Source organism: Amphritea atlantica, assembly GCF_024347255.1.
GTDB classification, from domain to species: domain Bacteria; phylum Pseudomonadota; class Gammaproteobacteria; order Pseudomonadales; family Balneatricaceae; genus Amphritea; species Amphritea atlantica.
In genome coordinates, this window is the sequence record NZ_AP025284.1 from 1,066,086 (window position 1) to 1,088,453 (window position 22,368).

14 protein-coding genes, 1 tRNA gene and 3 rRNA genes are annotated in these 22,368 nt (G+C 49.1%); 11 read left to right on the top strand and 7 right to left on the bottom strand.

The window, feature by feature from the left end; genetic code table 11:
* Positions 1 to 47 precede the first annotated feature (47 nt).
* Positions 48 to 284 carry a hypothetical protein gene (locus OCU43_RS04810; RefSeq protein WP_091359688.1) on the top strand — a complete coding sequence of 79 codons (237 nt, stop codon included), beginning with the start codon at positions 48 to 50 and terminating at the stop codon, positions 282 to 284.
* A gap of 37 nt (positions 285 to 321) precedes the next feature.
* Here OCU43_RS04810 and zapE read toward each other — a convergent pair whose 3' ends face one another.
* Positions 322 to 1,467: a cell division protein ZapE gene (gene zapE / locus OCU43_RS04815; RefSeq protein ID WP_091359686.1), complete on the bottom strand. Its 1,146-nt coding sequence runs from the start codon at positions 1,465 to 1,467 to the stop codon at positions 322 to 324.
* Positions 1,468 to 1,559: 92 nt separating this feature from the next.
* Here zapE and OCU43_RS04820 point away from each other — a divergent pair, with 92 nt between their 5' ends.
* Positions 1,560 to 2,294, top strand: a complete 735-nt coding sequence (locus OCU43_RS04820; RefSeq protein WP_139203196.1) for a lipoyl protein ligase domain-containing protein — start codon at positions 1,560 to 1,562, stop codon at positions 2,292 to 2,294.
* 19 nt (positions 2,295 to 2,313) lie between these two features.
* Here the strand turns inward: OCU43_RS04820 and pfkA are convergent, their stop codons facing one another.
* On the bottom strand, positions 2,314 to 3,318 hold the full coding sequence (pfkA, locus tag OCU43_RS04825; protein ID WP_091359680.1) for a 6-phosphofructokinase: 1,005 nt from the start codon (positions 3,316 to 3,318) through the stop codon (positions 2,314 to 2,316).
* A 148-nt stretch (positions 3,319 to 3,466) separates the two neighbouring features.
* Between pfkA and aceK the strand changes: the two genes are divergently transcribed.
* The 9 genes from aceK (at position 3,467) to OCU43_RS04870 (ending at position 17,354) form a co-directional block, all read left to right on the top strand.
* Entirely contained in the window at positions 3,467 to 5,215 is a 1,749-nt protein-coding gene (gene aceK, locus OCU43_RS04830; protein ID WP_091359678.1) for a bifunctional isocitrate dehydrogenase kinase/phosphatase, read from the top strand.
* A 114-nt stretch (positions 5,216 to 5,329) separates the two neighbouring features.
* The gene (locus OCU43_RS04835; protein WP_091359675.1) at positions 5,330 to 6,319 is read left to right on the top strand and encodes a TAXI family TRAP transporter solute-binding subunit; all 990 of its coding nucleotides are present in this window, start codon (positions 5,330 to 5,332) and stop codon (positions 6,317 to 6,319) included.
* A gap of 800 nt (positions 6,320 to 7,119) precedes the next feature.
* Positions 7,120 to 8,662 (top strand): 16S ribosomal RNA (locus tag OCU43_RS04840).
* 81 nt (positions 8,663 to 8,743) lie between these two features.
* Positions 8,744 to 8,820 (top strand) — tRNA-Ile (locus OCU43_RS04845).
* A 584-nt stretch (positions 8,821 to 9,404) separates the two neighbouring features.
* Positions 9,405 to 12,295: ribosomal RNA gene (locus tag OCU43_RS04850) — 23S ribosomal RNA — on the top strand.
* Between the two features lie 174 nt (positions 12,296 to 12,469).
* Positions 12,470 to 12,585: ribosomal RNA gene (gene rrf / locus OCU43_RS04855) — 5S ribosomal RNA — on the top strand.
* The 16S, 23S and 5S rRNA genes sit together here with 1 tRNA gene alongside, the layout of an rRNA operon.
* A gap of 606 nt (positions 12,586 to 13,191) precedes the next feature.
* Positions 13,192 to 15,363 (top strand): esterase-like activity of phytase family protein, encoded by a 2,172-nt coding sequence (locus OCU43_RS04860; RefSeq protein WP_091361954.1) that lies wholly within the window; start codon positions 13,192 to 13,194, stop codon positions 15,361 to 15,363.
* Between the two features lie 264 nt (positions 15,364 to 15,627).
* The gene (locus tag OCU43_RS04865) at positions 15,628 to 16,314 is read left to right on the top strand and encodes a YccT family protein (protein ID WP_091361953.1); all 687 of its coding nucleotides are present in this window, start codon (positions 15,628 to 15,630) and stop codon (positions 16,312 to 16,314) included.
* Between the two features lie 101 nt (positions 16,315 to 16,415).
* A complete protein-coding gene (locus OCU43_RS04870; protein ID WP_091361951.1) occupies positions 16,416 to 17,354 on the top strand; it encodes a porin in 939 nt (312 codons plus the stop codon).
* A gap of 299 nt (positions 17,355 to 17,653) precedes the next feature.
* On the opposite strand, the gene mnmH is transcribed toward OCU43_RS04870, so the two are convergent.
* From mnmH to OCU43_RS04895, 5 genes are all read right to left on the bottom strand, one after another.
* Positions 17,654 to 18,751, bottom strand: a complete 1,098-nt coding sequence (mnmH, locus tag OCU43_RS04875; protein WP_091361950.1) for a tRNA 2-selenouridine(34) synthase MnmH — start codon at positions 18,749 to 18,751, stop codon at positions 17,654 to 17,656.
* An 84-nt stretch (positions 18,752 to 18,835) separates the two neighbouring features.
* A complete protein-coding gene (locus OCU43_RS04880) occupies positions 18,836 to 19,501 on the bottom strand; it encodes a DUF2238 domain-containing protein (protein ID WP_261832982.1) in 666 nt (221 codons plus the stop codon).
* Entirely contained in the window at positions 19,461 to 20,315 is an 855-nt protein-coding gene (locus OCU43_RS04885; RefSeq protein WP_091361946.1) for a metallophosphoesterase family protein, read from the bottom strand. The genes OCU43_RS04880 and OCU43_RS04885 overlap by 41 nt, the downstream gene beginning before the upstream one ends.
* Positions 20,312 to 21,697, bottom strand: a complete 1,386-nt coding sequence (locus OCU43_RS04890; RefSeq protein ID WP_091361944.1) for an SLC5/6 family protein — start codon at positions 21,695 to 21,697, stop codon at positions 20,312 to 20,314. Before OCU43_RS04890 ends, OCU43_RS04885 begins: the two co-directional genes overlap by 4 nt.
* A 173-nt stretch (positions 21,698 to 21,870) precedes the next feature.
* A complete protein-coding gene (locus tag OCU43_RS04895; RefSeq protein WP_091361943.1) occupies positions 21,871 to 22,359 on the bottom strand; it encodes a universal stress protein in 489 nt (162 codons plus the stop codon).
* Positions 22,360 to 22,368 lie beyond the last annotated feature (9 nt).

Sequence of the window (22,368 nt, forward strand, 5' to 3'; positions counted from 1 at the left end):
CTCGGCTATAATTACCCTCATGCATCATGTGATGTCGGAGGTGTTTGATGAATCAGATTGACTATGGTGATTACCGTATTACCGCTCTGGTCAGACATATGGGGCACAACCGCTGGACGCTTGAACCTAAAATTTATCACAGGGATCTTAAAGATACGATTTTTCATAACGCCGGAGAGCTTGAAGCGGTGCCGGAAAATCAGGTCATTGCCGCCTCTGAAGATGAAGCGATTCGTCAATGTTTTGAACTGGGCAAACTAGTCATAGACGCCGACCTTCATTAAGCGATTGGCAGACGAAGTCATTCATCGCGTAACGGAGTTATCGGTCTGTGGGTTGGCGTTGTTGATACTCCCACGACTGCATCTCGGTCAGACGGCTGTATGTTCTGGCAAACTCAAATACCAGACTACCCTCCATATAGAGTTTTTCCAGGGGGACCTCCACACTCAGAAACAGGTTCACTCCCCGGTCATAGAGTTCATCGACCAGGCTGATAAAGCGTCGTGCCGGATCATCCATACTGCCCAGTAATACCTGCCGTTCTCCCGCTTTTACCGCTTCGCTGCCATCTTCTGTACCCCGGGCTTTTATCTGTTCTGTGCTGCGGCTTCCCAGCAGGGGGACCTGGCTGACAAAGATATGGCTGAAGCGGTTCGCCAGTTCGATGTAGTCCATCTGGCTGCGGGCACCCATGCAGATATGTTCAAAGTCAAACCAGACACATTCCGGGCTCACTGCCTTAGCGGGTATGGGCCGTTGCATCACAATCACCTCATCCGCGCGGGGCGGATTGCGACTGATGGAGGTGTAGAGTTTTGTCAGTTGCTGCTCAGCGTCAGTATCGGTATTACTTGAATGAAATATACAGGGGGAGGGAGTCAGGGAGCGTAAACGATGATCCGTTTCTCCAGCCAGGTTAAACACCTGCATCTGCTGGTTGATCATCGCAATAATCGGTCTGACCCGGTCCTCAAATAGTGGATCTTTGCAGAGTTTTTCTGGTGGGCGATTGGAGGTGGTGATCAGGCGAACGCCACGCTTGAGTAACGACCTGAACAGCTTGCCCAGAATCATCGCATCGGCAATATCGTTAAGGAAAAACTCATCAAAACAGATGAGTTGGTATTGGCGGGCCAGTTTTTGGGCGATCAGTTCCAGAGGGTCTGGTTTACCCTGTAGCACAGTCAGTTGCTGGTGGGTCTGTGCCATAAAACGGTGAAAGTGCAGGCGCAGGCAGATCTTATCGGGCAGATGCGCAAACATCAGATCCATCAGAAAGGTTTTGCCACGACCGACAGGGCCCCAGATATAGATGCCTGCTGAATCACCGGCTCGGTGGCGGCCTGATACCAGTGATGTGTAAACAGGATTAAGCGCTTCAACCAATCGCAGCTGAGCTGGGTCATGCTGATAACCATGACTGGCAAGTGCCTGTTGATATATATCGATAAACTCTGTCTGCATCGGCGTCGTTCCTTACTGGTCGTCGCATGATAATGGTTTTCCCAGGGGGATAGATAGGTTAATCTTCCTGCCTCTGATCTTCGGGGGAAATAATGGTAAGCAGTCTACAGTCTCTGGTAAGCGGTTCAATGCCAGATGAGCAACAATGCATCAGTGAAATTCTTGAAGCTGGGGTGGAAAAGCCGCAGGTGCTGTTTTGGCAGTATGACCGGGCGGCGGTCATTATGGGCTGTTCTCAACGGCCCGATGAGGATCAGATGCGCCGTTCCGAAGCGGCAGGTTTCGCCATGATTCGTCGGCGTTCAGGGGGTGGGGCTGTGTTGGCTGGTCCCTGGATGCTAAGTGTCACAGTGTTTATTCCGCCGGATCACCCCGTGGCAAAGCAAAACATTATTGAAATTTTTTCCTGGCTGGAGCAGATCTGGATCGCTGCGCTGAGAGCCTGCAATGTTCCCTGTAAGGGGGTTGATCAGGCGATGATCGACCGGTCCAAAACCATTAGTCAGGAACAGGATCTGAAATGGGCTTGCTATGCCTCGCTGTCCCATGGTGAGGTCGTCAGTGAAGATGGTCGCAAACTGGTTGGGCTGGCGCAAATACGTAAACGTAAAGGCGTGGCGCTGGTCAGCGGGTTACATCTGAGCCCCTGTGACTGGCAGCAGCTCAGTTCAATTGTTGTGGATAAGCCGGAGCAGGGCGGCGCGCTTGAGGCGCTCAACAGTGACGCCCAGAGTTTATCCGGCATCAGTGCTGAAGAGTTGTTGCCGGATCTGATTCAGGCGTTTACAGACCGGATTCCTGATGACTTTTGTCAGGCAACCCGGTGACCGTTGTTTTGACTCGCACTTATTTATGCAGTAGCTGAGCCAGCTCTACCAGTTGTGGATTGAGCGGTTTCCGCTTCTCCATAATATCCAGTAAGGGGGTTGCTGTGATTTTACTGTCGATCATGCCGATCATAACGTCAGTGAATCCCGCCAGCAGGTAAGTGACTGACGCTGCTCCAAGGCAGGACGCCAACACCCGGTCGTGACCTGTTGGTCTGCCGCCCCGTTGTATATGCCCCAGAATACAGACCCCGGGTTTTTCACCCTGGGCTTCCAGTTGATTGGCAAGCCGATAGGTCAGGCCGGGTCTTGGCCCCTCTGCAACTACGATAATACCGCTGCTGCCGTGGCCTTCTGCCCGTTGGCTGGCAAGAGAGAAACATAGCGCCTCAAGCTTAAAATCGATCTCAGGCACAATAATCATCTCTGCCCCGCAGGCCACGCCAACCTGAGAGGCTATATGGCCAGAATTGCGGCCCATCACCTCAACGAGAAAGATCCGTTCATGGGAAATGGCGGTATCACGAATTTTATCAATCGCTTCCAGTGCCGTATTCAGGGCGGTATCAAAGCCGATGGTATCCTCGGTGCCGTAGATATCATTATCAATGGTGCCGGGTAATCCGATCACCGGGATACCGGTTTCATGGGTCAGCAGGTGGGCTCCGGTTAATGAGCCATCTCCACCGATGACGATCAGACCGCCGATATGGTGTTCTTTGAGAATCTCCCCTGCCTGGTGGCGAACCGCCGGATCTTTAAACGCTTCACATCGATCACTTTTAAGAATGGTACCGCCGCGCTGAACAATGTTGGAAACATCACCACTCTTAAGTTCAGTGAAATCGCCGATTATCAGGCCGCTGTAACCCCGGTTTATACCAAATACCCTGATACCCTGGTTCAGTGCTGCCCGGGTAACACTACGAATGGCCGGATTCATGCCGGGTGAATCGCCCCCGCTGGTCATGACGGCAATCGCGTTGATACGGGTGTTTTTCTTCAGGTCGGGAAGACGATACATGGCGTGATTCCGAAAATAATAATACCTTTCAATATTAAGCAGATAACGGAATTAGACAACTGTTTTTCCAAACCTTTTCACCTGGAGAATGGTAACCCGCGGCAATCGCTGCTAAATAATATAGAGATGACAGCGCAAGCAGAGAAATATGAAACAACGTGACGCCGAGTTGATAGCCCTGTTGATACTGGATGGCTTTACTGACTATCGCAAACAGTTCAAAGCGATCACCCTTCAGGCCAGGCCCTGTTTCGAAGCTGCGGACTGGCCTGCCATCCAATGTCTGTCTGTGGAACGAATCGACCTCTATGGTGCTATGGTTGAGCGGGTCAGCAGGCAGATCAGAGCCGCCATCAGGGATAGCGCTGAGAGTGCGCTTTGGGTTGCCGTTAAAGCCAGTTATCTGAGTCTGATAGTCGCCCGCGATGATGCTGATCTGAGTGAAACATTTTATAACTCGGTCTATTGTGCGCTGTTTGGTCACCGGCAAATAACGGATCAGCTGATGTTTATCAGCTCAACAGCTCAGAGACCCTCGCAGCACAGAACCCTCAATACTGGTCAGATCTATCGTCGATATACTCTGAAAAAAGGCCTTATAAACGTCATTAACCAGTTAATGGATGATTATCAGTTTGCCATCCCCTGGGAAAATAAACGCAGGGATATACGAAACCTTCTGCGTTATATCCGGGCTCACGTTGCTGCTGATATCGTTGCGGATGAAAACACCGTAATAGAAGTGATTCAGGCCATTTTTTACCGCAACAAAGGTGCTTACATTGTCGGCCGGGTTCAGTTTAACCATCATTCGCTGCCATTTATTTTGCCCATTCTGAATAATGAGCATGGCGCGGTCTATATTGATACAGCTCTGACAGATGAGAATGATGTATCAATTGTATTCAGCTTTACCCGCACATACTTTCTTGTGGATGTCGATGTGCCGGCAGAATTTATCTGCTTTTTGCATTCACTGATACCGATGAAGTCTATTGCAGAGCTTTATAACTCAATTGGTTTTTATAAGCAGGGTAAAGCTGAGTTTTATCGTGATTTTATGACTCATATGGAGCAGACCTCTGATCAGTTTGAAGTTGCGCCGGGTACTAAAGGGATGGTGATGACGGTATTTACCCTGCCATCGTATCCTGTGGTGTTCAAAATAATCAAAGATCGCTTTGCATCGGCAAAACAGATTACCCGAGAGGGGGTCATCGCTAAGTATCAATTGGTAAAAAGGCATGACAGGGCCGGTAGAATGGCGGATACACAGGAGTTTGTGAATCTGACACTCCCCAGAAAGCGGTTTTCAGATACCCTGTTAGCAGAGTTGAAACAGGTTGCCGCGGCATCGGTTGATATCGATGCTGATGAAGTGGTGATCAAACATCTGTGGACCGAACGCAGGATGATCCCGCTGAATATTTATCTTGATGAGATGTTGCGACAGGATAATGAACAAGCCGTGTTTCTGGCAATTAATGAGTTTGGTAAGTGTGTTAAAGAGCTGGCCGCGGCGAATATTTTTGCCGGTGATATGTTGTTTAAAAACTTCGGCGTTACCCGTCATGGGCGAGTGGTATTTTATGATTATGATGAGATCAGTTATCTGACCGAGTGTAATTTTCGCGCCATTCCCGAACCGCTTTATCCGGAACAGGAGCTGGCAGCCGAACCCTGGTATTCGGTTGCGGCAAATGATGTTTTCCCCGAGGAGTTTTCCTTATTAACGGCGTGTGATCACCGGGTGCGGAGGTTGTTTGACCAACTTCATGGAGATTTGTTAGATCCTCAATGGTGGGTGAATATGCAGACTCAGGTAAGAGGGGGGGCGATCATTGATCTGTTTCCATACAGAAAGTTGTGCCGCTTTGACAGGAAAACGCTTATATAAGTTGTTGTTCCAGCATGGTTGTAGTCTCTGTACGCGCTGTAATATGATGTCGTGCAAATATTGTTATAATCGGCAGCTTGTGCGGTTTCTTATCTAAGTTCAAAGGAGTGGAATATGGCTTTTCGCAACACAATAACCTCCCTGATTATCGCTCTGGGGGCGTGCGTGGCATCTGTAGGAGCGTTCGCAGGCGATCCTGTTCCGGTGAAAGAGGTCATTACCATTGGTACAGGTGGTGTTACCGGGGTGTATTACCCGACAGGCGGGGCTATTTGCCGTCTGGTGAACAAAAGCCGTTCAGAGCATGGTATTCGCTGTTCAACGGAAAGCACAGCGGGTTCCGGTGCCAACCTGGAGCTGTTAGCCAACCGCGATATTAACTTTGGTATAGCCCAGTCAGACTCACTCTATCAGGCTTATACTGGCAGTGATAAATTTGCTAAAGCTGGACCAGATAAGGACCTGAGAGTTGTATTTTCTCTCCACTCTGAACCCTTTACCGTGGTCGCCCGTGCCGACAGTGGTATCAAAACGATTGCTGATATAAAGGGCAAAAAAGTTAACATGGGGGTGCCTGGTACCGGGCAGCGCGGTACGCTGGAAGCGCTGATGAAAGCCCTGGGCTGGACAAAAGCGGATTTTGCCCTCGCCGCTGAACTGAATGCATCAGAGCAGGCCAGTGCACTCTGCGCAGGCGATATTGATGTCATGATCTATATGATTGGTCATCCCAGTGGCGCGATTAAAGAAGCGACAACCTCCTGTGATAGTGTGTTGGTTGATGTAACGGGGCCCGCTGTTGATAAGCTGGTTGCTGATAACAGTTATTATCAGCATGCGACAATACCTGGCGGACTCTACCGTGGTAATGATCAGGAAACGAAGAGTTTTGGCGTTGAGAGTATCCTGGTCTCGTCAGTCGATACCTCAGAAGAGGTGGTGCATCAGGTGGTGAAAGAGGTGTTCGAAAATTTTGATATTTTCCGTAAACTCCATCCCGCTTTTGCGAACTTGAAAAAAGAGAAGATGCTTCAGACGACAGGCGACATACCTTTTCATCAAGGCACGATAAAATATTTGCAAGAAACAGGCATGATCAAATAGATCATCAGACCGCCGCTTCGCGGCTAGCTAGACGCTTCGCTTGATTAGCTGTTAGACGCGACTTCGTCGCTTGCTAGTGGCGAGGACGGAAACTGCGTTTCCTGCTGGAAAAAGCAAAGACAAAACATAAAAACCGCCGCGAGGCGGTTTTATGTTTTGTAGGAGCCCCTTCCAGGGGCGATGGGGTATCTGATAGTGTTGGCGAATTGATTCACCGCTGGAAGCAGCTCCTGCATCCGCTCTCCTAGCTACTAGCAAGCGAAGCGTCTAGCAGCGGCGCAGCCGCGTTCTAGCCACGTCTTGCTTCAAAAGATGATGTTTTTAATCATTTCTTAACTTTTTCCTGCTCCCCCTGTTGACTCCTCTGCCCCAGAATGTAGAATGCGCTTCCTCGCTTGAGACAGCCACCGGAAACGGTCTCTGAAACAGGTGAGGCTGTTGAGTTTAACGCCTTGATAAATCAGTGTTTACACGGTTTTTCAGGTGGCGATAAACAAAACAGGAAGTGGATCAGGCGGTTTGAAAATTTAGTTAAAATTCTCAAACAAAATGGTTGACTTCATCAGGGTGTTGAGTAGAATACGCACCTCGCTTGAGACGACTCACTGGCAACGGTTGAGAGTTGATAGCAACGCTCTTTAACAGATAGATCAGATAATTCGTGTGGGCGCTTGTTGAGATGAAGCACAAAAGCTTTATCAAAGTAAGCGACACCAAGTAAATTCATTTAAGTGTATTTGCAAGTTGTTTAATACTTTGAGCTAGATTTACCGAATGTCTTTTTCCGACATTCTTGATTTAAACTGAAGAGTTTGATCATGGCTCAGATTGAACGCTGGCGGCAGGCTTAACACATGCAAGTCGAGCGGTAACAGAGAGTAGCTTGCTACTTTGCTGACGAGCGGCGGACGGGTGAGTAACGCGTAGAAATCTGCCTGGTAGTGGGGGATAGCCCAGAGAAATTTGGATTAATACCGCATACGCCCTACGGGGGAAAGCAGGGGACCTTCGGGCCTTGCGCTATCAGATGAGTCTGCGTCGGATTAGCTTGTTGGTGAGGTAATGGCTCACCAAGGCGACGATCCGTAGCTGGTCTGAGAGGATGATCAGCCACACTGGGACTGAGACACGGCCCAGACTCCTACGGGAGGCAGCAGTGGGGAATATTGCACAATGGGCGAAAGCCTGATGCAGCCATGCCGCGTGTGTGAAGAAGGCCTTAGGGTTGTAAAGCACTTTCAGCAGTGAGGAAAGGTTGTAGCTTAATACGCTATAGCTGTGACGTTAACTGCAGAAGAAGGACCGGCTAACTCCGTGCCAGCAGCCGCGGTAATACGGAGGGTCCGAGCGTTAATCGGAATTACTGGGCGTAAAGCGCGCGTAGGCGGTTTGTTAAGTCAGATGTGAAAGCCCCGGGCTCAACCTGGGAACTGCACCTGATACTGGCAAACTAGAGTACAGAAGAGGGTGGTGGAATTTCCTGTGTAGCGGTGAAATGCGTAGATATAGGAAGGAACATCAGTGGCGAAGGCGACCACCTGGTCTGATACTGACGCTGAGGTGCGAAAGCGTGGGGAGCAAACAGGATTAGATACCCTGGTAGTCCACGCCGTAAACGATGTCTACTAGCCGTTGGGACACTTGATGTCTTAGTGGCGCAGCTAACGCACTAAGTAGACCGCCTGGGGAGTACGGCCGCAAGGTTAAAACTCAAATGAATTGACGGGGGCCCGCACAAGCGGTGGAGCATGTGGTTTAATTCGACGCAACGCGAAGAACCTTACCTACTCTTGAAATCCAGAGAATTCGCTAGAGATAGCTTAGTGCCTTCGGGAACTCTGTGACAGGTGCTGCATGGCTGTCGTCAGCTCGTGTTGTGAAATGTTGGGTTAAGTCCCGTAACGAGCGCAACCCTTGTCCTTATTTGCCAGCACGTAATGGTGGGAACTCTAAGGAGACTGCCGGTGACAAACCGGAGGAAGGTGGGGACGACGTCAAGTCATCATGGCCCTTACGAGTAGGGCTACACACGTGCTACAATGGCCGGTACAGAGGGCCGCAAACCTGCGAGGGGGAGCAAATCTCAGAAAACCGGTCGTAGTCCGGATTGGAGTCTGCAACTCGACTCCATGAAGTCGGAATCGCTAGTAATCGCGAATCAGAATGTCGCGGTGAATACGTTCCCGGGCCTTGTACACACCGCCCGTCACACCATGGGAGTGGATTGCACCAGAAGTAGCTAGCTTAACCTTCGGGAGGGCGGTTACCACGGTGTGGTTCATGACTGGGGTGAAGTCGTAACAAGGTAGCCCTAGGGGAACCTGGGGCTGGATCACCTCCTTAAACGATAGCGGATTCTTAGCAAGCGTTCACACGAATTATCTGATCACTGATAGAGAGAGCACATTGGTTCTGACCGATTGAAGGCTTGTAGCTCAGCTGGTTAGAGCGCACCCCTGATAAGGGTGAGGTCGGTGGTTCAAGTCCACTCAGGCCTACCACTTTCCCTGGCAATAGCTTGAGTAGGTGGTTAGTTAGAACTGAAGATAGTAGCTCAGCTGGTTAGAGCGCACCCCACTCTTGGTTTAAAAGAAGGGGGTGAGGTCGGTGGTTCAAGTCCACTCAGGCCTACCAATTTCTCACAATGCTGCGTTAAGTTCATCGTCGTTTATGTACCATAAACGTCCTCAGAACTTGCCTTGCCTTGTAAGAAATATTCTTATCCGGGCTTATGGCTCAGCTGGTTAGAGCGCACCCCACTCTTGGTTTAAAAGAAGGGGGTGAGGTCGGTAGTTCAAGTTCACTCAGAACGCGCCTGGCCTTGTAAGAAATAGTCTTATCCGGGGCTATAACTCGGCTACTGAATTATCTGATTGCTCGTCTGAAAGTCTTAAAACATACACATCACCTTGATGTTTATCTTTTAAAGCTTTTAGCTTTATCCGCTCTTTAACAATTGAATCCTGTAACAAAACGAGAAATATGTACAAGCGCTAATCCGGCGTAAATGTATCGTTACTTCAGCGTCATCTTTGATGGCAATGAAGTTTTATCAGTGACTTTGACAGACCCTTTTGGGTTATATGGTCAAGTGACTAAGCGTGCACGGTGGATGCCTTGGCAGTCAGAGGCGATGAAGGACGTGGTAACCTGCGATAAGGTTCGGTGAGTCGGTAAACAGACTTTGACCCGGACATTTCCGAATGGGGAAACCCACCCAGCATAAGCTGGGTATCTCTTAGTTGAATACATAGACTTTGAGAGGCGAACCCGGGGAACTGAAACATCTAAGTACCCGGAGGAAAAGAAATCAACCGAGATTCCCCTAGTAGCGGCGAGCGAACGGGGACCAGCCCTTAAGCTACTTTAACGTTAGCAGAACACTCTGGAAAGTGTGGCCATAGTGGGTGAAAGCCCCGTATGCGAAAGCGTTTTAGTAGTGAAATCGAGTAGGACGGGACACGTGTTATCCTGTCTGAATATGGGGGGACCATCCTCCAAGGCTAAATACTCCTGACTGACCGATAGTGAACCAGTACCGTGAGGGAAAGGCGAAAAGAACCCCTGTGAGGGGAGTGAAATAGAACCTGAAACCGTGTACGTACAAGCAGTGGGAGCGGTCCTTGAGACCGTGACTGCGTACCTTTTGTATAATGGGTCAGCGACTTAATTTTAGTAGCAAGGTTAACCGTCTAGGGGAGCCGTAGGGAAACCGAGTCTTAATAGGGCGTGCAGTTGCTAGGATTAGACCCGAAACCGGGCGATCTATCCATGGGCAGGTTGAAGGTTGAGTAACATCAACTGGAGGACCGAACCGACTACCGTTGAAAAGTTAGCGGATGACCTGTGGATCGGAGTGAAAGGCTAATCAAGCCCGGAGATAGCTGGTTCTCCTCGAAAGCTATTTAGGTAGCGCCTCGTGTCTCACCATTGGGGGTAGAGCACTGTTTCGGCTAGGGGGTCATCCCGACTTACCAACCCGATGCAAACTCCGAATACCAATGAGTGCAATCACGGGAGACACACGGCGGGTGCTAACGTCCGTCGTGAAAAGGGAAACAACCCAGACCGTCAGCTAAGGTCCCAAAGTTATGGTTAAGTGGGAAACGATGTGGGAAGGCTTAGACAGCTAGGAGGTTGGCTTAGAAGCAGCCACCCTTTAAAGAAAGCGTAATAGCTCACTAGTCGAGTCGGCCTGCGCGGAAGATATAACGGGGCTCAAACCATACACCGAAGCTACGGACGCTGTTTACAGCGTGGTAGAGGAGCGTTCTGTAAGCCGTTGAAGGGAAAGCTGTAAGGCATCCTGGAGGTATCAGAAGTGCGAATGCTGACATGAGTAACGATAAGGGGAGTGAAAAACTTCCCCGCCGGAAGACCAAGGGTTCCTATCCAATGTTAATCAGGGTAGGGTGAGTCGACCCCTAAGGCGAGGCTGAAGAGCGTAGTCGATGGGAAACAGGTTAATATTCCTGTACTTCTTGTTATTGCGATGGAGTGACGGAGAAGGCTAGGCCAGCACGGCGTTGGTTGTCCGTGTTTAAGGTTGTAGGCTGGGAACTTAGGCAAATCCGGGTTCCTAAGGCCGAGAATTGATGACGAGTCCTCTTTTGGACGAAGTGGTTGATGCCATGCTTCCAGGAAAAACTTCTAAGCTTCAGATAACAAGAAATCGTACCCCAAACCGACACAGGTGGTCAGGTAGAGAATACCAAGGCGCTTGAGAGAACTCGGGTGAAGGAACTAGGCAAAATGGTACCGTAACTTCGGGAGAAGGTACGCCGGTGCTGGTGATGGGACTTGCTCCCTAAGCTGGCGCTGGTCGAAGATACTAGGTGGCTGCGACTGTTTATTAAAAACACAGCACTCTGCAAACACGAAAGTGGACGTATAGGGTGTGACGCCTGCCCGGTGCTTGAAGGTTAATTGATGGGGTTAGCTTCGGCGAAGCTCTTGATCGAAGCCCAAGTAAACGGCGGCCGTAACTATAACGGTCCTAAGGTAGCGAAATTCCTTGTCGGGTAAGTTCCGACCTGCACGAATGGCGTAACGATGGCCACACTGTCTCCACCCGAGACTCAGTGAAATTGAAATTGCGGTTAAGATGCCGTATATCCGCGGCTAGACGGAAAGACCCCGTGAACCTTTACTATAGCTTCGCAGTGGACTTTGATATTACTTGTGTAGGATAGCTGGGAGGCTTTGAAACGTGGACGCCAGTTCATGTGGAGCCAATCTTGAAATACCAGCCTGGTACTATTGAGGTTCTAACTCAGGTCCCTGATCGGGATCGAGGACATTGTGTGGTGGGTAGTTTGACTGGGGCGGTCTCCTCCCAAAGAGTAACGGAGGAGTACGAAGGTGCGCTCAGCATGGTCGGAAATCATGCAACGAGTATAAAGGCATAAGCGCGCTTGACTGCGAGACAGACACGTCGAGCAGGTACGAAAGTAGGTCTTAGTGATCCGGTGGTTCTGTATGGAAGGGCCATCGCTCAACGGATAAAAGGTACTCCGGGGATAACAGGCTGATACCGCCCAAGAGTTCACATCGACGGCGGTGTTTGGCACCTCGATGTCGGCTCATCACATCCTGGGGCTGAAGCCGGTCCCAAGGGTATGGCTGTTCGCCATTTAAAGTGGTACGCGAGCTGGGTTTAGAACGTCGTGAGACAGTTCGGTCCCTATCTGCCGTGGACGTTTGAGATTTGAGAAGAGTTGCTCCTAGTACGAGAGGACCGGAGTGAACGAACCTCTGGTGTTCGGGTTGTCATGCCAATGGCATTGCCCGGTAGCTATGTTCGGACAGGATAACCGCTGAAAGCATCTAAGCGGGAAGCCCCCTTCAAGATGAGATCTCACTGGGGCCTTGAGCCCCCTGAAGAGCCGTTCAAGACCAGGACGTTGATAGGCTGGGTGTGTAAGCGTTGTGAGGCGTTGAGCTAACCAGTACTAATTGCTCGTGAGGCTTGACCATATAACGCCAAAAGCGTTTGGGTCAGCTGATAGAAAAAGATACATTGCGGCTGAATAAAACAGCCACGGATTAGAGTTTGTGCATACTCTTCTCGACTAAAGAGTTACAGGATTCGAATGACGCTTTGAGCATAGGTTAACACTGATGTTCAAATCGTTAGAGCAACCAGTTTTGCTTGGCGACAATAGCGAGATGGAACCACCCGATCCCTTCCCGAACTCGGAAGTGAAACGTCTTAGCGCCGATGGTAGTGTGGAGCTTCTCCATGCGAGAGTAGGTCATCGCCAAGCACCTAATTACGAAACAGCCCCGATCATGAAAATGATCGGGGCTTTTTTCGTTTAGACGCCGCTACGCGGCTCGCTAGAACGGCGCTGCGCGCCTGCTAGTGGTTAGAATAAGCGTAAGAGCAAGAGCAAGAGCAAAAGCAAAAGCCTTCTTATCAGGGAGCATAGGCAATCTTCACAGAAAGGATATTCCGTTCCCTGAAGAAGCTAAGGCCCTGTAGCGAGCGACGCTAGCATGCCCTCTGGGTACCCGTCGCGATGAAAACCTGCGTCGCTTGTTAGTACGGCGCTGCGCGCCTGCTAGTGGTTAGAATAAGCGTAAGATCAAGAGCAAAAGCCTTCTTAGCTGGGAGCATAGGCAATCTTCACAGAAAGGATTTTTGTAAGCAGGTTAGGGCATGCCAGCGTCCTCCTATGCTCTCTGAAGAAGCTAAGGCCTGTAGCGAGCGACGTCCCGTCGCGATAGCTTTTTCTAGCAGGAATCCGATCTAGCGAGTGGCACAGCCACGTCTAGCGACTGTTTAACATCGGGTTAGTGCTCTTGTAACCGTGCGGTCATTTTGGGTCTATAGGCTCTTCGGGTCATTTAATTAACTCTGGAGACTGAATATGCCCGCTCGCTGTTTTACTAAAACGCTATTAGCGATCTCGATCGCTGCTATTGCAACAACTTCTCAGGCTAACTCATTCAACCGAATTTCCAGCTTTGGCGCTATCCATAACCTGCCAGAAGGTACTCCTCAGAGTCAGGAAACGTCTCCGGAGATTATTGCGGCGAGCGAAGATGGTAATACGCTGGTCTATTCTGATAGCCCTTTTGGGACACTGGGGTTTGTTGATATCACCGATGCTGCAAAGCCTGTTGCAGGCGGCAGTTTCAAACTGGATGGGGAGCCAACCTCGGTCGCTATTTCCGGCCAGACCGTGTTTGCTGCTGTGAATACATCTGAAAGTTATACCAAGCCTTCAGGATATCTGCTGGCACTGGGCTTACAAGCCCGTGAGGAGCAGGCCCGCTGTGATCTGGGAGGTCAGCCAGACTCGGTTGCCGTATCCAAAGATGGTCGTTATGTTGCGGTGGCGATTGAGAATGAGCGTGATGAAGATCTGAATGATGGTGCCCTGCCACAATTTCCTGCTGGTTGGGTATCAATAATACCGGTCAAAAAAGGGCTGCCTGAATGCGATAAGCTGACTAAGGTTGATATGACCGGTTTGGCAGAGATAGGTGCTATCGATCCGGAACCTGAGTTTCTGGACTTTAACAGCCACAACGAGATTGTTGTTACTCTGCAGGAAAATAACCACCTGGTAGTTATTGACGCAGCCAGCGGTAAAATTCTGAATCACTTCACCGCCGGCAGTGTTGAATTGCAGGGCATCGATATTGAGAAAGACAAGAAGCTTGATTTCAGCGGTACTCAGACCCGTCTGCGTGAACCTGACTCTGTTAAGTGGCTGGATGATAACCGCTTCGTTATTGCCAATGAGGGGGATATGAATGGTGGTGCACGTGGGTTCACTATCTTCCATAAAGATGGACGAGTGTTGTTTGAATCAGGCTCATCATTTGAACAGCAGGTTGTATTAGCCGGACATTATCCTGAAAAACGCTCCGGTAAAAAAGGCAGTGAACCGGAAGGAGTGGCTATCGGTAAATTCGGCGATGAAACCTATATCTTTATCCTGTCTGAGCGCGCTTCTGTGATCGGTGTTTACCGTGATACCGGTGCTGCTCCGGAGTTTGTTCAGTTACTGCCATCCGGTATCGCGCCTGAGTCTGCTGTCGTTATTCCGCAGCGTAACTTGTTGGTGAGTGCGAATGAGAAAGATCTGATTGAGGATAAAGGTCCCCGTGCACATGTGATGTTGTATCGCTTTGCAGATGAGCCTGTAGCATATCCTCAAATCATATCTACCCGTACCAGCAACGGTTTGCCTATTGGCTGGGGTGCATTGTCTGGCCTCACAGCGGATTCTACAAAGCCGGGTATATTGTATGCGGTGAACGATAGTTTCTACGCCAACCAGCCTTCAATCTTCAGCATCGATGCCAACCAGACGCCCGCAAAAATCACTGCTGCTATGCCGGTACTCCGGGATGGTAAAACAGCTAAGAAGCTTGATCTGGAAGGCATTGCTGTGGACGGTGATGGCGGCTTCTGGCTGGCATCGGAAGGTAAAACATCGAAAGGTGTTCCCCATGCTATTCATCATGCAAATAGCCAGGGTGAGATTGATCGTACAATCGATTTCCCTGCGGAGCTGTTAAAGCATGAGGTTAAGTTTGGTGCTGAAGGGATCACCATGATCGGCGATACCCTGTGGATTGCAATACAGCGGCCATGGAAAGATGATCCTGCGGATCAGGTTAAGCTGTTAGCTTATAACCTCAAGACAAATAGCTGGGGGGCTGTGCGTTATCCGCTCGAACATGTGTCCAGCGGTTGGGTTGGTTTGTCTGAAATCGTTAGCTATGGCGATAAGGTTTACATTATCGAGCGGGATAATCAGTTGGGAGAGTCTGCGGCAGTGAAGCGTCTGTACAGCGTTTCTCTCGATCAGCTAAAACCTGCAGCCATTGGCAGTGAGCTGCCGGTCGTTAATAAGACGCTGGTTCATGATTTTCTGCCTGATCTTAAGTCTCTGAATGGCTATGTTCAGGATAAGATCGAAGGGTTTACGATTGATGCTGCAGGTAAGGGCTTTGCTGTGACCGACAACGATGGCGTGGATGATAGCTCTGGTGAAACTCTGTTTTTCAGTCTGGGTAAGATGTGAATAATCAATTAACTCAGAATATATAGAAGGGGGCGATCATTGATCGCCCCCTTTTTTTTATCTGGAATCTGATTTGTCGCTATATTTACAAGGTTATTATTAACATAAATATAACCAGCTTTTAATAATAGTTACTTAATTAAAAAGATTCTTAATTATTAACTTAATAATATTTTATTTTAATAGGCGAGTAACTTTTCTGTAATAGTTGCTCACTATTATCGCAGCCAATGAATTTTTGCTTAGAGATATAAGGCAGTGGCAATGCGATTTAGTTCAAATATATTTTTTTCAGTTTTACTTTTTGCTTCTACGTCCGTTATGGCAAACGTTGAACTATCAGCAGGCAGTGGTATCTCTATCATTGCTGTGAATGGGGTTGAAGTAGAAAGTGATTCTCTCATTGGAAATAATGTATCCGCCACACTAGCCAACGGTATTAGCCAGATTCTGGTTAACTACTCGGCAGAAATAGAGTCATCAGGCGATCTGGAAATAGAAACAACTAATCCTCATGTTATTGTTTTTAATGCTAAAGATACGCACGTTCAACTTTCCGCTCCAGAGATTACCCGGTTGTCAGACTTCGATGAGTTTGACAAAGGCCAACAGTGGAAACTGGCTGATAGCTCTGGTCATGTTATCAGTTATCAGTCTAAACCTCTTATTAAGGAGGGGTTTCAACTTAGCCGTGATTATGCATCTGAGCTTCAGCGTTTTAACCAGTCAGGTGATGCGCTTTCGATCAATAGCTTCGCATCGATTAACCGATCTTCCATCAGGTCACCAATAAATAATACAGCTTCGGGTGTCCGCATAAATACATTATCAAATAAATCTGTTGATAACTCTGGGCCTGTAAATCTTCCTGAGGAGCTGCTTCAGTATTGGTATTTGAAAGCTGACGCTGATACCCGGGAAAGATTTAAATCCTGGATCAGTAATAAATAATTTTGTTTTGGATCTTTACCTTATGTCGATGAGGTGGCAGGGATTGCCTTTTTAATAATTTTACTTAACTCAATTTTATCTTTTCTTAACTGGAGAAAGAAATGAAAAAGCTTATCCTGGCCGCTGCTATCGCCGCGACTACTGCTGGTTCTGCAAGCGCTGCGACTATTTATGAAGGTAAGGGACTTACTTATAAACTGAAGGGTGATTTTCAGATTCAACTGCGTAAAGACGTGGGTACAGATCAGAAGCTGGATGTTGAATTCGATGATCTTGAGTTGAAAAACTCTGTTATATACGATCTGGGCAACGACATGAAAGCGTTCGGTCAACTGGACTTCGGGTATAAGAATGCTGCGGAAGGCAAAACTGATAGCAGCCACCTCGAAGAAGCCTATGTTGGTATGCAGTACGGTAACGTATCTGTATCTATTGGTCAGCAAAACTTTGCCGTAGATAGTTTCGGTGTTGACGAACAGCTTGAAGATACTCTTAAAGAAGATCAGTTTGATGCTACAAAAACTTCAGGAAATGATGTTGTTCGTGTAGATGTCAACATGGATAACTTTACACTGATTTTAACCACTGAACTTGAAGCTGGAAGCGAGAAGAGTGCTGACGGAAAAGGGGTTGATATTTTCATGTCTACATCTGTAGCGGGTGTTGAGCTGGGTGCTGCTTACCAAAATTTTGATGAAGATCCTTCAGTTTCCGGTGATGTTGATGTCTGGGGTGTAAGCGCTAAGTACGATGCAGGCTTTGCTGAGTTCGGCGTAGATTACAGTAAAGCTGATGATGGTGCTGTTGAGACTGATCAGTACAACCTGATGACGATTGTGCCTGTTGCTAAGACAACTGACCTGGGCCTGGGTTGGACTAAGATTGAAGAAGATGGCTCGAATGATGTGTCAGAATGGTACGCTAACGTTGTTTACAAATTCCCAACTCAGAAGAACGTTTCTGTCTTTGCAGAGATCGCTGATACTGATAAAGATGGCGTGAAGATGGGCTATCTGACAGGCATGCGCGTTAAGTTCTAATCAGAACTTTTGTGAAAAACAAAGTTCATTCTTAGTTCACCCCTTCGAGCTTTGAATGACCATTTTTCAGGCCGGTTTTCGAACCGGCCTTTTTTTGTTAAAAAACCGTGCATGGAAGTCTGTGTTTATCTGAGGCTGGGATGAGTAGAGGGTAAATTTTACCGCAGAACCCAAAGGACATACTAAGGGCACAGAGCTCACTGAGAAGAACTTTTATTTTCCTCTGTGCTCTCTGTGTCCTCTGTGGTGTAACCTGATCTTTGACTAGACGGATAAGCGAAGCGATCGAACACCAGCGCCTAGCCAGCTGATTTTTCTTTCAGGTAATCATGGCACTCCTGCCAGTTACCCCGGTAAACAATCCGGTCAGATTTCAGGCTCAACTGGTATTCATACATCGGGTCGTAATACCAGTTAAGCAGGGGGAACAGCCAGTTCAGATGGGCGTCATATCCCGCGCCAGCCTGGTGTAGCCTGATCGCTTTCAGCATCTCTTCCCGCAGGATCTGCCAGCGCTCATTGCCCAGCCTTCTGCGGATTTTATCCAGTCCGCTGAGTAGATACTCTTCGCAAAGTACCTGTCCCTGCTCCTCTCCGTGGACGTGGATGTAGTCAGCGACCATATCGATGACATACTCTTTCAGCAACCTCTGCAGCCGAATATCCAGGGGGTCTTCGATGACGGCAACAGGGGCGCTAAGCATTTTCTGGTAGAGGGGAACAGGGAGATCAACACTGCCGATATGCCGCCCTTCATCTTCAAATACCAGCTGCTGGTAGCCCGCATGCTGCTTTTTCAGCATCTGGATAGCGGTGATATTCTCAAAGTTGATCTGAGTGTTCTGAGGCTTAACATAGGCGCCAAAGCTGGAGCCCCGGTGATGAGCCGCCCCTTCGAGATCTACCGCATTAGCCAGGGTGTTGACCATCAGGGTTTTGGCCGAACCGGTTTTACCGCCGACGATATGGAAAGGCAGAGTCTCAGAAAGTTCGTTGATAACATCGAGCAGAGCGTTTCTCAGCGCTTTATAACCGCCCCGTACCAGTGGGTAATCGATGCCCGCATCTTTAAGCCATTGCTGAGTCGTTTGCGAACGCAGGCCACCGCGAAAACAGTAGATGTAGCCCTGAGGGTTATTGCGGCAAAACTCGATCCAGCGTGCCATTCGCCTCTCTTTAATCTCCCCGCTGACTAACTGATGTCCCAGTTTTATCGCGGCTTGCTGGCCATGCTGTTTATAGCAGGTACCGACCTGTGCTCTTTCATCATCACTCATCAGCGGCAGACTGATTGCGCTGGGGAATGCTCCCTGATTAAATTCAACCGGTGCCCGAAGATCGACCATGGGGGTATCGTTAAGAAAGAGTTCGCGGTAGTTATCGGTATCTTCGCGCATAAGGTCTCTTATGTTAGTGTCTTATGTTAGGTGTTAGTTGTCTTGTATTAGCGGTCTCATGTTATCAACCTGAGACGATTTAATTTATCTGCAGATATGCTGCAACTGGCGGTCATGCCAGCGGCTGAGCAGGAGCAGGGCACAACAGGCGCCAATCAGGGCCAGAAACATATCTGACTGGGTGTCCCAGATATAACCCTGAGTGCCCAGAAATGCTTCAGCAGATTCGCCGGTTAACTCGGCAACCCACCATTCAATCAGTTCATAGAGTGCACTGAAAGCGAGGCAGAAACTGATAACAAACAGGTTCAGCCATTTACGTCCATTCACCGCATTCGCGCGAATCATAATCTCTCTGGCGATAATAGCGGGAATAAACCCCTGTGCCAGGTGACCCACCTTGTCATAGTTGTTACGTTGCCAGCCGAACAGTTCAGAGATCTGGTCGAATAGTGGCACTTCAGCATAGGTGTAGTGTCCGCCGACCATCAGTATGATGCAGTGAATCAGAATCAGCACATAGAGCAAAGGTGTCAATGGATGTTTTTTCCAGGTGAGCGCTAACACAACCGCGCCGATCAACGCCGGTACAACTTCAAGAAACCAGGTGAACTGATCCTTGGGGTTGATGGCCGACCAGAGCAGCGCCGCGGTAAAGGTTATGATCCAGAGTAATCGCATCAGCGCAGTATAAGCGATTTGATAAACCTTAAATAGCGTTTGGTTTTTTCGGGATGTTGATCGTAGCAACAGACAGCTTTCTGTCGGTCAGATCTTTTTCTGGTTCGGGCAATACATCGAGGCTGGGCCATACACCGGAGGAAAGTGCTCTCATATAGCCGTTGTTCAGTCCGGCTTGTTCCATCCTTAGGGCGGCTTCAGTATGGTCGTATTGAAGCCGATGCCAACTGCAAGTCAGCTGTGTTTCTGTTGGCGTAATGATCATATACCAGGTGTCAGACGTGCCATCATTCGCAGGCATACCGATCACACCGGCATTCAACCAGTAGCCGCTATCGGTTTCCTGACCAAAGGGGATACCGCAGTGACCGGCGATAATAATCTCACTGCCGGATTGCTGTAGTTGTTGCTGCATCTCGTCAATAGGGGCTGAGGCAAAGATAAACTGATTATTGCTATCAACACCCCCATGAATAACGGTGAATGCAAGCTGGCAGTAGTTAAAACAGATCCGGTTGGGCAGTTGTCGCATCCAGGCTTTATTGGCTTCGCTAACCCGGGGCAGGGTGTAGTTATACCACTGGGCAGACAGCAGATCGCATGAGCTGCCTTCAGTGAAACCGCAGCCACAATCTTCAGCACCATTTCCGACCGACTCTTCACAATTACCGGCAACCACGGCTACGCCCCATTCCCGGATCAGATCAACCGTCTGGTCCGGTTCAGCGCAATAGGCCACCAGATCACCGGTACAGAGGATATTGTGCGCCGCTATCCCGAGCTTATCAGCCACCTGTCTGACTGCCCGGGTGGCCTGAAGATTACTATAAGGCCCGCCAAAGATTAAAAGCGGGCTTGAGTCGTTGGGTTTGATAGGTGTCATACAACTGTTTCTGGCAGAGTTGTGGGTTGCTGCTTGCTGATCATCCCTGCCCAGAACAGCAGGCAGCCGCCAGCCAGAACGCTGAGAGATATCCATAATAGCTTAGTGTATTTATGGCTATCGCCTAGCAGGTGAGTATGCCCGGATGATTCAGTGAAATACAGGGCCGCACCTGCCAGAGCGATTGCGAAACAGCTGAGGTAACTCCATAAAGGAATATCGGTACGCTTACCCCACAAGGAGAAGAAAATCACCGGTGCAAGATACATCGACGCGGTACCGCTCACTGCAACTGCGCTGAACAGATCCTTATTACCCGCGAATACCAGCAGTAATCCCAGCAACACAAAAACCGCCATGGTGATTCGGCCATTAATCAGCGATGGCTCAATCCATTGCATATCCACCGCAACCAGCTTGGACGCGCTCGACAGGGTACTGTCCAGCGTGGACATTGCCGAGATAACCAGTGTGATATTGAACAACAGCATTGGCACTTCACCGAGAAGTCGCATCAGCGTGTCATTCATCGCTTCACCGCTGATGGCGTTAGCGCCGGCGATGATACCAAAGCTGCCAAACAGAGTGATGCAGATAAAGCTGATCCAGGTGGCATGGTAGAAGCTTTTGCGGGTGGTCTCACGGTCTGCCAGAAACCCCCTGTCCATCATCACCGGGTCATGCATCGGATAGCTCCAGATCTGTAGCAGCGCTACCAGAATCAATACTGGTCCGGGATCCGTTATATCAAAGCTTTTAAACATCAGAGCCGTGCTGGTGAGCTGTCCTGTTGTCAGCACCAGAACGGTCAGGCCACCCAGAAGAACCAGAAACAGTATCATCTGAAAAAGATCGGTACGCAGAGAAGCATGTAAACCGCCCAGCATCGAATAGATCAGTGTGATAACGGCAAACAGTGCCACGGCTGCGGTGTAGGAGGTGCTGCCGGTGACACCGAAGAGGATGCCGATCACCAGGATGTTAGCAAACACCTCGCTGATCAGGCGAATACCGATTACGAAGTTATAGCAGCGGGTGCCCCAGTGGCCAAACCGGTGGGCCAGAAACGCCTGAATGCTGCTAAAACCCTGGTCAAATCTGACTGAGTCGATAATTTTTGCACCGGTCAGAAACGAGAGATAATATGCGGCATACGCCAGGGTACCCCAGAGACCATAATAAAAGCCAAGAATTGCAGCGTTCAGCAGAGAGCGGGCAAAGATCCAGGTTGTCACCTGTGAAAAGGTCAGCATTAACAGACCTGGGGGCTTGCCTTCAGGGGAGTGTCCACTAAAGAAAGCCTTGCTGCTGTTTGCTTTGGGGCTGAGAAAGACTGAAATGATCGCGACCGCAGTAACCGCGATGATAAGGGATATGTCCATGAGCTGTCCTGGCTGCTGTGTAAAATACTGATCCGTTATTATGACCGGGAAAACTGAAATAAGGATGAAAAACGGCTTATGGCAATGTCAGACATCCACCTGTATCTGGTACAGCCGTTTTACGCCAGACAAAAAAAAGCCTGTCAGTTGACAGGCTTGATCATACTGAGAGCTTACACGTATTTTTTGCCGGTCGGTACAGAGACAACAGGCACCTTCGCACCTTTAATGACCTGACGGGTGGTCTGGCTGTGGTGGCCGAAGGTGTTTTCAGAGCCCATCACAATCATATCCACGTTGCGCTTAGCGGCTACTTTCAGGATAGAATCGGTATAGTTTCCCTCTACGATCATATGTTCGATGTCCAGATCAACGATCTTATCGAGAGAGCCCAGTTCCTCTTCGCAAAACTTTTCGACCCGGGTTTTCATCTGCTGCATAACCTGATCGATACCCTCATCATGCATCTTCTTGACGATATCTTCTGGCAGGTAGTTTTGAATCAGGGCATGTCCCAATTCACCGATCGGCTCAATAACATGCAGCATAATAATATGTGCTTTCATGGTTTGAGCAAGGTTCACCGCCTGTCTGAAAACCGGGCGGGTGTGTTTGCCCAAAGAGGTTGTGTACAAAATGGTCTTAATCTCAGGAAGTGGCATGCTCAGTAT

What these genes read in the sequence shown, in the direction of transcription:
- OCU43_RS04895 (WP_091361943.1), bottom strand. Translation starts at nt 22,359, where the DNA reads ATGCCACTTCCTGAGATTAAGACCATTTTGTACACAACCTCTTTGGGC.
- zapE (WP_091359686.1), bottom strand. Translation starts at nt 1,467, where the DNA reads ATGCAGACAGAGTTTATCGATATATATCAACAGGCACTTGCCAGTCAT.
- OCU43_RS04835 (WP_091359675.1), top strand. Translation starts at nt 5,330, where the DNA reads ATGGCTTTTCGCAACACAATAACCTCCCTGATTATCGCTCTGGGGGCG.
- OCU43_RS04860 (WP_091361954.1), top strand. Translation starts at nt 13,192, where the DNA reads ATGCCCGCTCGCTGTTTTACTAAAACGCTATTAGCGATCTCGATCGCT.
- OCU43_RS04885 (WP_091361946.1), bottom strand. Translation starts at nt 20,315, where the DNA reads ATGACACCTATCAAACCCAACGACTCAAGCCCGCTTTTAATCTTTGGC.
- OCU43_RS04865 (WP_091361953.1), top strand. Translation starts at nt 15,628, where the DNA reads ATGCGATTTAGTTCAAATATATTTTTTTCAGTTTTACTTTTTGCTTCT.
- OCU43_RS04810 (WP_091359688.1), top strand. Translation starts at nt 48, where the DNA reads ATGAATCAGATTGACTATGGTGATTACCGTATTACCGCTCTGGTCAGA.
- aceK (WP_091359678.1), top strand. Translation starts at nt 3,467, where the DNA reads ATGAAACAACGTGACGCCGAGTTGATAGCCCTGTTGATACTGGATGGC.
- OCU43_RS04870 (WP_091361951.1), top strand. Translation starts at nt 16,416, where the DNA reads ATGAAAAAGCTTATCCTGGCCGCTGCTATCGCCGCGACTACTGCTGGT.
- mnmH (WP_091361950.1), bottom strand. Translation starts at nt 18,751, where the DNA reads ATGCGCGAAGATACCGATAACTACCGCGAACTCTTTCTTAACGATACC.
- OCU43_RS04890 (WP_091361944.1), bottom strand. Translation starts at nt 21,697, where the DNA reads ATGGACATATCCCTTATCATCGCGGTTACTGCGGTCGCGATCATTTCA.
- pfkA (WP_091359680.1), bottom strand. Translation starts at nt 3,318, where the DNA reads ATGTATCGTCTTCCCGACCTGAAGAAAAACACCCGTATCAACGCGATT.
- OCU43_RS04820 (WP_139203196.1), top strand. Translation starts at nt 1,560, where the DNA reads ATGGTAAGCAGTCTACAGTCTCTGGTAAGCGGTTCAATGCCAGATGAG.